The following is a 13,944-nucleotide window of genomic DNA, read 5'->3' on the forward strand; positions in this document are numbered from 1 at the left end:
TGTTTTATGTGTTGTGGGATCGGCTTGTGGCCGGATTACGTTCGATAAAACCTGGCTCGTGGCCGACAGCGTTTGCGGGGGGTGGGCACGGGGTGCCCACCCTACGAATTCGGCGCGTACGTAGGGTAGGCACCCCCCGTGCCCACGCGGAAGCTTCAGCAACCGCAGCTTTCCTTCTGCACCGATTCCAGCATCGCCGAGCGCGTTTTCAGGCCCAGCTTTTCCAGCAGCTTGCGGTCGTCGTCCGCTTCCGGATTGTCCGTGGTGAGCAGCTTGTCGCCGTAGAAGATCGAGTTCGCACCGGACATGAAGCACATCGCCTGCACGGCTTCGCCCAGCTCGCGCCGGCCGGCCGACAGACGCACGCGCGCCTTCGGCATCGTGATGCGCGCGACGGCGATCGTGCGCACGAATTCGATCGGGTCCAGCGGCGGCAGCCCGTGCATCGGCGTGCCTTCCACCTGCACCAGGTGGTTGATGGGCACCGATTCCGGATACGGGTTCATGTTGGCCAGCTGCGCGATCAGGCCCGCGCGCTGGGCACGCGTCTCGCCCATGCCCACGATGCCGCCGCAGCAGATCTTCAAACCGGCCGTGCGGACGCGGCCCAGCGTGTCGAGGCGGTCGCGGTATTCGCGCGTGGAGATCACGTCGCCGTAGAAGTCCGGCGAGGTGTCGATGTTGTGGTTGTAGTAGTCCAGGCCCGCCTGCTTCAGTTGCTCGGCCTGGCCTTCTTCCAGCATGCCGAGGGTCGCGCAGGTTTCCATGCCCAGCGCTTTCACGCCGCGCACCATGGCTTCCACTTTCTCCATGTCGCGCTCTTTCGGGCTGCGCCACGCGGCGCCCATGCAGAAACGGGTCGCGCCCTTGGCCTTCGCTTCACGCGCGGCGTCCAGCACGGTGTCGAGGTCGAGGATCTTCTTCGCCTCGACGCCGGTGTCGTAGCGCGCGGCCTGCGGGCAGTAGCCGCAGTCTTCCTCGCAGCCGCCGGTCTTGATCGACAGCAGGGTCGCGAGTTCGACGTCGCCGTCGGGGAAGTTGGCGCGGTGCGCCTGCTGCGCGCGGAACATCAGTTCCGGCAGCGGCAGTTCGAACAGCGCGAGCACGTCGGCGAGCGGCCAGGTGGCATCTTTCGGCAGGGAGGCCGGCGTGACCGGCGGGTGGAGAGTAACGACTTGGGTCATTTCGGATTCCTTGTTTTGGTCAGGCTCGCTTGGCCGGCCATCCGGGCAGGCTCGCGAGTTCGAGGTAAGTGGAGGCCTTGGCGGCCGTCGGTTCGTCCAGGCGCGGCACGTGGCCGAGCAGCGGGGCGGGCAGGCGGCGTTCGAGCTCCGCGATGTTGTCGATCGCGAAGCGCATGTCCGGGTCCACCTGGTTGGCGACCCAGCCCGCGAGCACGAGGCCGCGCGCGACGATCGCCTCGGCCGTCAGTAAAGCATGATTGATGCAGCCCAGGCGCATGCCGACGACGAGAACGACGGGCAGCCCCAATTGTACGGCCAGATCGGCGCTGTCGAAGTCTTCCGAGAACGGCACGCAGAAACCGCCCACGCCTTCGACGACGGTCGCGTCGGACGCGCCCAGGATTTCGGCATACGCCGTCAGGATGGGCACCGGTTCGATGGTCACGCCTTCCAGCGCGGCCGCGATGTGCGGGGCGCACGGTTCGCGCAGCATGTAGGGCGTCGTGATCGACTGCGGCAGCTGCACGTTGCCGGCCGCGCGCAGCATGGCCGCGTCGTCGTTGTGCAGTTCGCCGTCGCGTTCCTCGGCACCGGCCGCGATGGGCTTCATGCCGCACGCACGCACGCCATGGCGCACGAGTTTATGGAGGATGGCGCTGGAGATCAGCGTCTTGCCGATCTCCGTGTCGGTGCCCGTCACGAAGCAGGCGAAGCGCGTCGGCACGCCTTCCGCGGCCAGTGGCGCGGGGACGGCGATCGGCATCGCGGCCGGTTCGGCCATGCCGACGGATTGTTCGGGCTCGTTCAGACTCATGCCGAGGTCCTTTCCAGCTGGTTGAGCGCAGTAATCAACTGCGCGACGTCTTGTTCGGTATGCGCGGCGGACAGCGTGACGCGCAGGCGCGCCGTCCCCACCGCCACGGTCGGCGGACGGATCGCCGGCACCCACAGCCCCTGCTCGTGCAGGCGGGCCGCGGCGGCCATCGCCTCGTCGTTGGCGCCGATGATGATGGGCTGGATCGCCGTCGTCGAGACGGGGCGCTGCCAGCGCTCCAGGCGCAGGCCGGCGTCCAGTTGCGCGATGCGCGCACGCAGGCCGGCGCGGCGTTGTTCGCCTTCATCGCCCTCGATGATATCCACGCTCGCGAGCAGCGCGTGCGCGAGCGCGGGCGCGGCGGCCGTCGTGTAGATGTACGGGCGCGCGCGCTGGATCATCAGCTCGATCACGTCTTCGTGCGCGGCGATGAACGCGCCGCCGACGCCAGCCGCCTTGCCCAGCGTGCCGATGTAGACGAGGTGCGGCGAACGCAGGCCAAAATGCTCCAGCGCGCCGCGGCCGTTATCTCCCAGCACGCCGAAGCCGTGCGCATCGTCGACGACGAGCCACGCGCCGTGGCGCTCGCACAGCGCGAGCAGTTGCGGCAGCGGGGCGAGATCGCCGTCCATGCTGAACACGCTGTCCGTCACGACGATTTTAACGGACGCTGCGCTCGCCGCCAGTTTCTCTCCCAGCACGGCCACGTCACCGTGCGGGTACACGGTCACGCCCGCGCGCGCGAGGCGGGCGCCGTCGATCAGCGAGGCGTGGTTCAGCGCTTCCGAAAAGATCATCGCATCGGGCGTGCTGCCGAGCCCCGTCAGCACGGCGAGGTTCGCCATGTAGCCGGTGCAGAAATACAGCGCGCGCGCGGATTCCAGATGCGGCGCTTCGAACGCGGCGAGTCGCTCTTCCAGCAGCGCGTGCGCGCGGCTGTGGCCCGATACGAGGTGCGACGCGCCGCTGCCGGCGCCATACAGGCGCGCGCCCTCGCGCAGCGCTTCCACGACGCGCGGGTGCGCGGCGAGGCCCAGGTAATCGTTGCTGCAGAACGCGAGCATGTCCCGGCCGTCGACGACCTGGCGCGGCGCGCAGGGCGTCTCCGCCGTGCGCCGGTGGCGGGTCAGGCTGCGGCTTGCCAGCTCGTCCAGTTGGGCGCGGACGTTGTCGATCAGGTTCGTCATCATTCCGCGATCACTTCTTCGAACACCTTGCGCGTGCGCGCGGCGAGGCCCACGATTTCTTCTTCGTCCAGCACGTACGGCGGCATCAGGTACACGGTGCGGCCGATGGGACGCAATAAAAGCTCGTTTTCCACGGCGCTCGTGAAGAAGCGGCGCGCGAAGGTCGACGCGCGCTGCGTGTCCGGCTCGACCGCATCGAACGCGAGGATCATGCCGCGCTGGCGGAAGTTCGTCACGCGCTTGTGGTCCAGCAGCGGCGCCAGTTCCAGCATCAGGCGCGTGGCCGTTTCGCGGTTCTTGTTCAACACATCGTCGTCCTGGAAGATCTGCAGCGTGGCCAGCGCGGCGCGGCAGGCCAGTGCGTTGCCCGTGTACGAGTGCGAGTGCAGGAAGCCGCGCGTGATGTCCTCGCTGTAGAACGCCTCATAGACCTTGTCGGTGGTGAGGACGAGCGACAGCGGCAGATAGCCGCCGCTGATGCCCTTCGACAGGCACATGAAGTCCGGCCAGATCGCCGCCTGTTCGCATGCGAAGAACGTGCCGGTGCGGCCGCAGCCGACCGCGATTTCGTCGGCGATCAGGTGCACGTGGTACTTGTCGCACAGCTCGCGCAGGCGCTGCAAATACAGCGGATCGTGCATCGCCATGCCGGTCGCGCACTGCACGAGCGGTTCGACGATGATGGCGGCGATGTGGTCGGCCCGTTCCGCGAACAGCGCCTCGACATCCTTCGCCGCACGCAGCGCGACGTCCTGCGCGGACTCGCCGTCGACGGCGTTGCGCGCATCGGGCGACGACACGGTCCGCGCGGCGCGCAGCAGCGGGCCGTACGCATCCTTGAACAGCGCGACGTCCGTCACGCCCAGTGCGCCGACGGTCTCGCCGTGGTAGGAGCCCTGCAGGCAGACGAATTCCTGCTTGTCCACATAGCCCGCGTTGCGCCAGTAATGGAAGCTCATTTTCAGCGCGATCTCGACGGCCGATGCGCCATCGGATGCGTAGAACGCGTGACCCAGCTGCTGGCCCGTCAGTGCGGCCAGTTGTTCGGACAGCTCGATCACCGGTTCATGCGTAAAGCCTGCGAGCATCGCGTGTTCCAGCTTGTCCAGCTGGTCCTTCAACGCGGCGTTGATGCGCGGGTTGGCGTGGCCGAACAGGTTGACCCACCACGAACTGATGCCGTCCAGGTAGCGCCGGCCTTCATGGTCGACCAGCCACGGCCCCTTGGCGTGGCTGACGGCGATCAGCGGCACCTCTTCGTGGTGCTGCATTTGCGTGCATGGATGCCAGACGCTGCGCAGGCTGCGCGCGATCCAGTCGGAGGAGGTGGTGGTGGGTTTCAATCTACGTCCTGTTTGGTCTAGCTAGTCCAGCCATGAAGGCCGGCGTTTTTCGAGAAATGAGGCGACGCCCTCGCGCCCTTCGAGCGACGCGCGGATGCCCGCGATGCGGTTCGCCGTGTCTTCCAGCAGCGCTTCCGTGACCGGTTCGCCCGCGATCTCGCGCACGAGCGTCTTCGCTTCGCGCACGGCGTTCGGGCTGTTGTTGGCCAGTGCCTGCACGATGCCGGCCACCTTCGTGTCGAGGTCCGCGGCGGGGACGATCTCGTGCACGAAGCCGATGCGGTGGGCTTCCTTCGCATCGAAGCGTTCGGCGGTGAGGAAGTAACGGCGTGCGGCCTGCTCGCCCATCGCCTTGATCACGTACGGCGAGATCGTCGCCGGGATCAGTCCGAGTTTGACTTCGGACAGGCAGAAATTGGCCGTGTCGACGCTGATGGCGATATCGCACGCGGCCACGAGGCCCATGCCGCCGGCGTAGCAATCGCCCTGGACTTTCGCCACGACGGGCTTCGGGCAGACATAAATGGTGCGCAGCATGTCGGCGAGGCGCATGGCGTCGGCGCGGTTTTCGCTGTCCGAATAACCGGCCATCTTCTTCATCCAGTTCAGGTCCGCGCCGGCGCAGAACGCGGCGCCGGTCGCGCCGAGCACGATGGCGCGCACGAGCTCATTGCGGCCCAGCTCGTCGAACGCGAGGGCCAGCTCCGCGATGCTTTGTTCGTTGAACGCGTTGCGCAGGTCGGGGCGGTTCAGCGTGACGTGGCCGATGCGGTCGGTAATGGTGACGGTGAGGGTCTGGTAGTCCATGTCTCGTCTCCTCACATGCGGAACACGCCGAACTTCGTGTCCGGGATCGGCGCGTTCAGCGCGCTTGACAAGCCCAGGCCCAGCACCATGCGTGTATCGGCCGGGTCGATCACGCCGTCGTCCCACAGGCGCGCGGTGGCGTAATACGGGTGGCCCTGGTGCTCGTACTGTTCCTTGATCGGCTGCTTGAACGCGGCTTCCTCGTCCGCACTCCACTGCCCGCCGCGGGCCTCGATGCCGTCGCGCTTGACGGTCGCCAGCACCGATGCCGCCTGGTCGCCGCCCATCACGGAAATGCGCGCATTGGGCCACATCCACAGGAAGCGCGGCGAGAACGCGCGGCCGCACATGCCGTAGTTGCCGGCGCCGAACGAGCCGCCGATGATCACGGTGAACTTGGGCACCGACGCCGTCGCGACCGCGGTGACCATCTTCGCGCCGTTGCGGGCAATGCCTTCGTTTTCGTATTTGCGGCCGACCATGAAGCCGGTGATGTTCTGCAGGAAGACGAGCGGGATTTTTCTCTGGCAGCACAGCTCGATGAAGTGCGTGCCCTTCAGTGCGGATTCCGAGAACAGGATGCCGTTGTTGGCGATGATCCCGACCTTCATGCCGAAGATGTGGGCGAAGCCGCAGACGAGCGTCGTGCCGTAGCGGGCCTTGAATTCGTCGAACTCGCTACCGTCGACGATGCGCGCGATGACTTCGCGCACGTCGAACGGTTTACGGGTGTCGACAGGAATGACGCCGTACAGCTCTTCCGGCGCGTACTTGGGCTCCGCCGCTTCGCGCAGCGCGCCCTGCTGGGGCTTGGTGCGGTTCAGGTTCGAGACGATCGTGCGCGCGAGCGCCAGCGCGTGCGTGTCGTCCTGCGCGAGGTGGTCGGCCACGCCGGACAAACGCGTGTGCACGTCGCCGCCGCCGAGGTCCTCGGCCGTGACGACTTCACCCGTCGCCGCCTTCACGAGCGGCGGGCCGCCCAGGAAGATCGTGCCCTGTTCCTTGACGATGATGGATTCGTCGCTCATCGCCGGCACGTACGCGCCGCCCGCCGTGCAGGAGCCCATCACGACGGCGATCTGCGGGATGCCTTTCGCGGACAGGTTGGCCTGGTTATAGAAGATGCGGCCGAAGTGGTCGCGGTCGGGGAACACGTCGTCCTGGTTCGGCAGGTTGGCGCCGCCCGAGTCGACGAGGTAGATGCAGGGCAGGTTGTTCTGCTCGGCGATCTCCTGCGCGCGCAGGTGTTTTTTGACCGTCATCGGGTAGTACGTGCCGCCCTTGACGGTGGCGTCGTTACAGACGATCACGCATTCCTGGCCCGCCACGCGGCCGATGCCCGTGATGATGCCGGCGGCGGGCGCCGCATCGTCGTACATGGCGTACGCGGCCATCTGGGAGAATTCGAGGAACGGGGTGCCCGGATCGAGCAGCATCTGCACGCGCTCGCGCGGCAGCAGCTTGCCGCGCGCGACATGCTTGGCGCACGCGGCCTCGCCGCCCCCCTTGGCGACCTGCGCCACCTTGGCGCGCAAGTCGTCGACGAGGGTTTGCATGGCGGCGGCGTTGGCTTTGAAATCTTCGCTGCGCGGGTTGAGTTTCGTGTCGATCTGGGGCATCGGATCCTGTCTCCTGCTGGGTCGCGGCTTGTGGCGCGGTTTTATTCAGGGAAACTGCCGTCCACATAGAACCACCGCATCTTGCCACCCACGGCAGGGTCCGGCTCGCGCAGGAACCGGCTGACTTCATGCAACCGGTGGGCGCGGCCATGGACCTTGAAGCGGGCGACGAATTCGACGGTGTCTTCGTTGGGTTGTTCCGGCAGGTCTGCTTTACGTTGACGTAAACGTAAAGCAGATTTTATCTCAAGTCCGAGCCACTGCACCTTCTGGTTTTGGTCGATGATGGGTTCCGCCGGCAACGTGCTGGGGTGCCAGGTCGCGCGCAGGTAGGCTTCGTCCCGCATGACGAAGGCCGTGTAGCGGGAACGCATCAACGCCTCGGCCGTCGGCGGCAGTTCCGCGCCGGCGATGAAGGGGCCGCAGCAGCGCATGATCGATGGGCCGCCGCAAGGACAGGGGAGAGGCTTCGCAGGAGTAGGCATGGCGGCAATTATCCGCCATTTCCGCGGGCTGGGTGAGCCGCGCTTTTATGCGGGATAACAGCAGATGCGTGGGCGTTAAAGCATCTGTGCAGATCTTTTGCCGAAAATAAATGAACTGCTCATTAAATGGGCGGAGAAATTTTTTGTTTCTTCTTGGCTCCGATGGCTGTTCAACAAGTTTTCCCTGCGATCGGGTCGAAAACTGATGCAAGAATGGCACAATGTGGACGAACGTTTATATATTTACAATGTTCTGATGCTAACCGAGATGCGCCTGTGGACGTCAAGCCAAGTAAATGGATCGCCGTTAAGGTCGCGCGGGCGTGAAAATTTGTGAATATTCGAAAAATATTGTTACTAAAAGACACGTTTCTTTCTGAAAGTATTAAGCGAAAGGGTATCATTGTCGACCATGTGTTAACGCATTGAGCAGGAGTGGGGGCGGATCCGATGAGTGAAATCAATCAGCTGACAGGTGCCTTGTTTGGGAAAATTGGTCAGGAAAGACGGCTGCTGAAGCTGGACACTTCACTTGGATCGGATACCTTGCTGCCACAGCGAGCACATGGGATCGACCGCATCAGCGAAGGATTCGACTACACGGTTGACCTGTGCTCGCTGGAGGCCGACATCGAACTCAAGCAGTTGATCGCTCAAGAAGTCACCCTCTGGATACTGCAGACCGACGCCAGTTATTTACCCGTACATGGATATGTACACACGGCCAAAAAATTGGGCAGTGATGGGGAACTGACTGCGTATCAAATCGGATTTGCGGGCTGCATTCACTTTCTTAAATTCCGCAAGGACGCGCGCATTTGGCAGGACAAAAATGCCGAGGACATCATCGCCGACGTCTTGAATGGCCATCCTCAGTGCCAAGGCCGATTCCGGTTCGAACTGACCCAGCCGCCGCGCCCCCATTCTTATTGCACGCAGTATGAAACCGACTGGCACTTCGTCATGCGCATGATGGAGAGCGAAGGCTGGTATGCGTACGCCGAGCAGGCGTCTGACGGTAGTGGCCACCAATGGGTTATCACCGATTCCGTGGGAAATCTGAAGCCGCGCCAGCCTGAAGAGATGGCCTTCCATCGCGCCGGTCCGACCGACGAAATCGACAAAATTGTTCAGTGGGGCACGACCCGAACGCTGCTGAACAGCCAGCTTTTAACGAAAACCTTCGATTACAAGGCGCCGCGCAACATCAGCGAAACCGGCATGCAGATTCTCCCGGATCAAGGAGGCATTCCATCGCAGTTGGAAGTCTATGAATATACCGGCGCCTATACGAACTCGGGTGTCGAGCATGGGACTGACCAGTCCCGCGTGCGCGTGCAGGAATGGGAGTCGCGCGCCAAGCGGTTTTTCGGCACATCAGGCGTTCGCCATTTGCCGGTGGGGCGCTGGTTCACGCTCACCGACCACCCGGCCCACGATGAGGTCGCCGATGAAGCGCGTCAGTTCGTTGTCCTGAACGTCGAATGGGCTATCGAAAACAATCTGCCTCTCTCGAAAACACAGAAAGCGTTTTCGGGCAGCCTGAAAGGCCAGTTGCTCAAGTTTGCGGCAGATGCGGGGCTGCCTGGCCCCGAGGACGACGGCATTGCAGAAAATAGCCGCACCGGCCACTGTTTCAATCGTTTCGAGGTGCAACGGCGCACCGTCGAATACCGTAGTCCTTTTGCCCACGCCAAGCCGTCGATGCACGCGCAGACGGCGACCGTCGTCGGTCCAGCCGATGAAGAAATTTATACCGATAACCTGAACCGGGTGAAAGTTCGCTTTCACTGGGACCGACTCAATCCCGGTGATGAAAAGGCATCCTGCTGGGTACGTGTCAGTTATCCCAACGCGGGTGAAGGGTGGGGCGCCGTCCACGTTCCGCGCATCGGCCAGGAAGTGATCATTACCTTTCTTGATGGCGACGCAGACCGGCCGATCATCACGGGGCGTATCTATAACGGCGAGCAGACACCGCACTGGCATAGCGACGGTCGCTTGTCCGGCTACAAATCCAAGGAATACAAAGGCGCCGGCTTCAATCAGCTGGTCATGGATGACACATCCGAACAAAACCGGGTTCAGCTGTTCAGTAGCAGCACGAATGCGCAGCTCAGTCTCGGCTATCTGATCGGTCAACAGGGGAACAACCGTGCTGGTTTTTATGGCTCCGGTTTTGCGCTCAATTCGGACGCCTATGGCGCTATTACGGCACAACAGGGCCTGTACATCAGCACGTACGGCCGGCCAGGTCCAAAAGGTTCGCAACTGGACGTCCGCGAGGCGCGCGACCAGCTGAAAGAAGCGCAGGAGCTGACGAAGCATTTGTCGGACGTCGCCGGGAAGTCCAGTGCCGAGGCGCTGCCAGGACAAGAGGCACTCCAGGAATTTGTCGACGCCACCCAGGCGCAGTACAGTGGGCCGGGCCAAGAGGAGGCCAACCGGTTTGCCGATCCTCTGCTGCTGATCGCCTCTCCCGCCGGCATCGGGTTAAGTACGCCTAAAAGCACGCATATCCACAGCAGCGACCAGATGACGATGTCGTCCGGTGCCGACACCAATCTGGCCGTAGGTAAGAGTCTGATCGCCAGCATCAAGGAAAAAATCAGCCTGTTCGCCTACAACGCCGGTATCAAGCTGTTTGCAGCCAAGGGAAAAGTCGAAGTGCAAGCCCAGAACGGCGACATCGACATCATTGCGGAGAAGGTGTTACGGCTGTTGTCGGCCAACGATCGGATCGAAATCTTCGCCAAGAAAGAGGTGGTGATCGGCGCCGACGGCTCCGCGATCAAGATCAATGGTTCGGGAATCACCGACATGACGAGTGGCAAGCGCATCATCCACACGTCCGACCTTTCCGTACCGGGCCCGCAGACGACGGCGTATTCGCTGCCCACACTTCCCAAGGAAGTCTGTCTTGAATGCCTGAAGAAACGCGCGAAGCAGCGTAGCGCGTTCGTGAACAAAGGAGCGCAGCAATGAAGATTGCTCCATTGGAAGTCTCCACTTTCGAATCGAACCTGGCGAGTGCTTTCGATAACCAGAACCTTACCTGCTACGCGATCATCGACAAGGCACAGGACAAGACGCTGCTTGAGAAGTTCGAAAAAGGTGGGATCGGTGTGAGTAGCAAGTGCATGCTGCCGGCAGCGCTGGATTCTGAAGCAGAAGACTATGCGCCGCATCTGCTGGAACTGTCCCCGCTTGCAGCGGATTCGGAAATCTGGCCTTCCATTCTTCGCGCAGGCGCTGAGCATCCAGCAAGCTTTACCTTACTGGCGAGCCGATTTTCCTTCGATACGCTGTGGGACCACCTCGCTGCGTTTACCGAAATCCTGCTGCCCGACGATACCGACATGATCTTCGCGTTCTGGGATCCTGCCGTGCTCGGAACCTTGACCGGACAGGCAAGCGATCTCACTTTGCATGTCCCCGCACCGGTGCTGAGCGAGCGCCAGCGCGCGCGTCTTCTGCAGGGCATCTCGGCGTGGTGGTATTGGGACCGGGACGGAAATCCTCAACAGATTCTGCCGAAGACCAATGCCGAGGCTGCTGCTGCACATCTGGTCAGTTTGCCGCTCAAGCTTACTCAGGTGCAGGTGGACATGCTGGTGGAGGCTGGCGTGCCTGATCAGTTGTTATCTATGGTCAAAGAAAATCAGCCGCAGCTGCTTTTAGATATTCCGTCTTCATCGCATTACATAACGATCAGGAAGCATCTTCTCGAAGCCAGGAAACTTAAGCTATTTGGGATGCGGGACATTTTGAACTACACATGCGCGGCTCTGATTTATAGGGACGCGCTCTACATCGATGCATCCATCGTTGCGGTGTTAGAACAAGTCAAGTCAGGGAAAATCAGTTTTGATGACGCGATGGAAAAATTTCCATAGAAAGAGCGGACTTGAATAAGCAGTACGAGTTATCAGGAATGGCAATAAGACATATTCGTGAGTGACTAAGGAAAATATTGTTATGAAGACCGAAGTGATTCGATCAACTCGTAGGCGCAGTATATTGGGCTTGGCTGGCTTTGGGTTGTTGATACCGCTTTCGGCGTGCGGTCAAGGAGGGAAGATTATGAATAATTATATTGTGTTAAATGTTGAGATGTTCTCAAATCTTGATCGATCCATTGGTGACATAATGTTCAACGGCGAAGATCTTGGAGTTATGAACAAATATGGTGCTACTGGACTAATAACGGGTGTGCGTATTCCTTTTGGCGTTCAGAGTTTAACTTGGATGTTAGATGGCCCTCCAGGTACTCCGCGCAATGGCGAGCACGTAAAAATTAAGAATGAGCTAGTAATTTTACCTGAGCAGATCCCGCCTGGAACTAAGTATTTGGGCCTCCACCTTTATCCAGATTTTACGGCCGAGGTCACGTTTTCTGAATCGTTGCCGGAGAGGACCTCTCGTGGGAAAAAAATAAAGGCGGAAGCCAGAAAATAAAATGGCAAATGGTGACAAACTGATAGCCGCGCAGAGCGCTAATCGCGACGTGGCCAATGCGAAACCTGCTCCTAAGCAAAACTGTGCGGATGTAGTTAATATTAGTATTTTCTTCGATGGCACAGGAAACAACAAATCCGTTGACGAGCCGTTGAAAAAATGGAGTAATCCTGCCCGCTTGTGGCGCTCAGCACAGTATCTCGTCGATGATGACGATACTTCGAACTATGCCATTTATGTTTCTGGCGTCGGCACACCTTTTAATGGTACGGCAACAGATTGGATAGATCAGGAATTAATCGAGTTTCAGGACGGGAGCAAACCAGGAGGTGGGCTGGGTGCTGGTGGAACTCGGCGAATAGATTATGGCGAGGCTAGTGTCAACGACCGTCTGCGTGCGGTACTGATACAAAGCGCTGCGAAGTTAAACCTTTCATTAGCCCCTTACATCGAGAAAGGAAAGCCTGCCAACATTAGGGAGTTGGCTAGCGCGCTCGAGGCACATGGTCTCATTACTATAATCAACCTTTCGATTTTTGGTTTCTCTCGAGGAGCTGCGCTGGCTCGAGCATTCAGTAATGAAATGCTGAGGCAAACTGTACGTGGGCCGGATGGGGTTCGGCGTTATAACGGTGTGCCCATTCGCTTTAATTTCATGGGATTGTTCGACACGGTTGCTTCGTTTGGTGTGCCGTCAAAAAATGTCGATATACCATTCGACGAAAAAAATTTGGTCGTTTCTCCAGTTGTAGAGCGCTGTGTGCACTATATCGCTGGGCAAGAATTGCGTTTTTCCTTTCCCGTTGATCTTATCCGAAAAGAGGGAAAGCTCATGCCAAATTGGGTGGAAAAAGTTTATCCTGGAGCCCACTCTGATGTAGGTGGGGGATACGAGCCTATGGCACAGGGTATCTCAAACAATTATGCTCGCGTACCTATGCGAAATATGATGCGAGAAGCTGTCAAAAGCGGAGTTCGTCTTGTCGACTATGATGACCTCATAGGATTTGGGGAATCTGTGTTCAAAATGGTTTTTGAAATCCATCCGGAAACGCTTGCGGCTTATGAAAAATATGTAGGAGCGATCGGGTCCCATGAAACCGTTGAGCAAGCTGTGACGGCTCATATGAAGGCGCTATATTCTGCATGGGGTACGATGACTCGGCGGAAGATAAAAACACCAGATCTTATGCAGAGGCAAAGTGAGGATGCCGAACATAAAAATTCTGGGCATCCAGGTATAGCTTTCGAAGCTGCACTTCATATGGCCCAAGAGCGAGACGTCAAACCAGGTGATCCCCAACTTGCCCCAGACAGTCCATGTCGAGCAGTTATCATAAAGGGAAAAATATATGGCATTCAGGTGCGTCCCGCAAAATGGCGACTTGATGCTTGGAATGCGACTGCGCCAGAGCCAGTACTCAATTTTATACAACATAACATACATGATTCGAAAGCTGGATTTTTACATGCTTTCGAGCCATTTAGCTATTTTACTGCACGTGGTATGGCGGAATCCTCACGAAACATATTGGCGCGCGGATTAGACTGGATGGATAATGCTATTACTTATGTTAAAAATGGCGTGATTAAAGTATATCAGCGTGCCGAGGGTGTTGTAGTCGAGACTTGGGAGGAGGGTAAGCTGATTGCTACACATACTTATCGGGTTGGCGAGAAGTTTGTCGTCGATACCGTTCGTGCCGGCGTCAATTACACGGTTGAGGTTTATCAGACCAGCAAGCAGGTAATCATTTCAACAGTCAAGCGGGGCCAGCAAATGGTGATCACGTCGATCGACATGGCCAAGAAACAGGCCAGTGCTGCAGCAGATGCGACTCAGAAAAAAGCGGCCGAGTTGGCGGATGCCACCCAGCGGAAGGTTGGGGAGTTTGCCGATGCAACGCAAAAAATCGCCAACGAAGTCGGTAATCAGATACACAACGGCGCGGCGGGAGCAGCCAAAAGCGTGGGACAGGCTGTAGATACGGGCATGCAAGCAGTTGAAGAAGGCTGGCATTCCGTCCGTTCGGCGATTGGTATCTAG

At 59.8% G+C, this 13,944-nt stretch carries 11 protein-coding genes; 4 read left to right on the top strand and 7 right to left on the bottom strand.

All coding sequences use genetic code 11. The features are described from left to right. Positions 1-155: 155 nt before the first annotated feature. The 7 genes from bioB to ACEN98_RS01945 are packed head-to-tail and all read right to left on the bottom strand — an operon-like array spanning position 156 to position 7,439. Entirely contained in the window at positions 156-1,184 is a 1,029-nt protein-coding gene (gene bioB / locus ACEN98_RS01915; protein ID WP_413380980.1) for a biotin synthase BioB, read from the bottom strand. 19 nt (positions 1,185-1,203) lie between these two features. Continuing rightward, complete coding sequence (gene bioD, locus ACEN98_RS01920; protein WP_413380982.1) at positions 1,204-1,998, bottom strand: dethiobiotin synthase; 795 nt, start codon at positions 1,996-1,998, stop codon at positions 1,204-1,206. Further along, positions 1,995-3,185, bottom strand: a complete 1,191-nt coding sequence (bioF, locus tag ACEN98_RS01925; protein WP_413385938.1) for an 8-amino-7-oxononanoate synthase — start codon at positions 3,183-3,185, stop codon at positions 1,995-1,997. The genes bioD and bioF overlap by 4 nt, the downstream gene beginning before the upstream one ends. Further along, entirely contained in the window at positions 3,185-4,528 is a 1,344-nt protein-coding gene (bioA, locus tag ACEN98_RS01930) for an adenosylmethionine--8-amino-7-oxononanoate transaminase (protein WP_413380984.1), read from the bottom strand. The genes bioF and bioA overlap by 1 nt, the downstream gene beginning before the upstream one ends. A gap of 21 nt (positions 4,529-4,549) precedes the next feature. Next, a complete protein-coding gene (locus ACEN98_RS01935; RefSeq protein WP_413380986.1) occupies positions 4,550-5,335 on the bottom strand; it encodes an enoyl-CoA hydratase/isomerase family protein in 786 nt (261 codons plus the stop codon). Between the two features lie 11 nt (positions 5,336-5,346). Beyond that, complete coding sequence (locus tag ACEN98_RS01940) at positions 5,347-6,954, bottom strand: carboxyl transferase domain-containing protein (RefSeq protein ID WP_413380988.1); 1,608 nt, start codon at positions 6,952-6,954, stop codon at positions 5,347-5,349. 41 nt (positions 6,955-6,995) lie between these two features. Further along, entirely contained in the window at positions 6,996-7,439 is a 444-nt protein-coding gene (locus tag ACEN98_RS01945) for a YchJ family protein (RefSeq protein ID WP_413380990.1), read from the bottom strand. 450 nt (positions 7,440-7,889) lie between these two features. Here ACEN98_RS01945 and ACEN98_RS01950 point away from each other — a divergent pair, with 450 nt between their 5' ends. The 4 genes from ACEN98_RS01950 to ACEN98_RS01965 all read left to right on the top strand — a co-directional run bounded on the left by ACEN98_RS01950 (position 7,890) and on the right by ACEN98_RS01965 (position 13,944). Continuing rightward, positions 7,890-10,424, top strand: a complete 2,535-nt coding sequence (locus tag ACEN98_RS01950) for a type VI secretion system Vgr family protein (RefSeq protein ID WP_413380992.1) — start codon at positions 7,890-7,892, stop codon at positions 10,422-10,424. Next, entirely contained in the window at positions 10,421-11,335 is a 915-nt protein-coding gene (locus ACEN98_RS01955) for a DUF4123 domain-containing protein (protein WP_413380994.1), read from the top strand. Before ACEN98_RS01950 ends, ACEN98_RS01955 begins: the two co-directional genes overlap by 4 nt. 82 nt (positions 11,336-11,417) lie before the next feature. Then, positions 11,418-11,897: a hypothetical protein gene (locus tag ACEN98_RS01960; protein ID WP_413380996.1), complete on the top strand. Its 480-nt coding sequence runs from the start codon at positions 11,418-11,420 to the stop codon at positions 11,895-11,897. 1 nt (position 11,898) lies between these two features. Beyond that, positions 11,899-13,944 carry a T6SS phospholipase effector Tle1-like catalytic domain-containing protein gene (locus ACEN98_RS01965; RefSeq protein WP_413380998.1) on the top strand — a complete coding sequence of 682 codons (2,046 nt, stop codon included), beginning with the start codon at positions 11,899-11,901 and terminating at the stop codon, positions 13,942-13,944.

Source organism: Massilia sp. CT11-137 (assembly GCF_047302885.1).
In the GTDB taxonomy this organism is placed as follows: domain Bacteria; phylum Pseudomonadota; class Gammaproteobacteria; order Burkholderiales; family Burkholderiaceae_D; genus Telluria; species Telluria orientalis.

Bases quoted from the DNA above. Each gene is read 5' to 3' on its own strand.
- bioB (WP_413380980.1), bottom strand. From the start codon at position 1,184: ATGACCCAAGTCGTTACTCTCCACCCGCCGGTCACGCCGGCCTCCCTG.
- bioD (WP_413380982.1), bottom strand. From the start codon at position 1,998: ATGAGTCTGAACGAGCCCGAACAATCCGTCGGCATGGCCGAACCGGCC.
- bioF (WP_413385938.1), bottom strand. From the start codon at position 3,185: ATGACGAACCTGATCGACAACGTCCGCGCCCAACTGGACGAGCTGGCA.
- ACEN98_RS01935 (WP_413380986.1), bottom strand. From the start codon at position 5,335: ATGGACTACCAGACCCTCACCGTCACCATTACCGACCGCATCGGCCAC.
- ACEN98_RS01940 (WP_413380988.1), bottom strand. From the start codon at position 6,954: ATGCCCCAGATCGACACGAAACTCAACCCGCGCAGCGAAGATTTCAAA.
- ACEN98_RS01945 (WP_413380990.1), bottom strand. From the start codon at position 7,439: ATGCCTACTCCTGCGAAGCCTCTCCCCTGTCCTTGCGGCGGCCCATCG.
- ACEN98_RS01950 (WP_413380992.1), top strand. From the start codon at position 7,890: ATGAGTGAAATCAATCAGCTGACAGGTGCCTTGTTTGGGAAAATTGGT.
- ACEN98_RS01955 (WP_413380994.1), top strand. From the start codon at position 10,421: ATGAAGATTGCTCCATTGGAAGTCTCCACTTTCGAATCGAACCTGGCG.
- ACEN98_RS01960 (WP_413380996.1), top strand. From the start codon at position 11,418: ATGAAGACCGAAGTGATTCGATCAACTCGTAGGCGCAGTATATTGGGC.
- ACEN98_RS01965 (WP_413380998.1), top strand. From the start codon at position 11,899: ATGGCAAATGGTGACAAACTGATAGCCGCGCAGAGCGCTAATCGCGAC.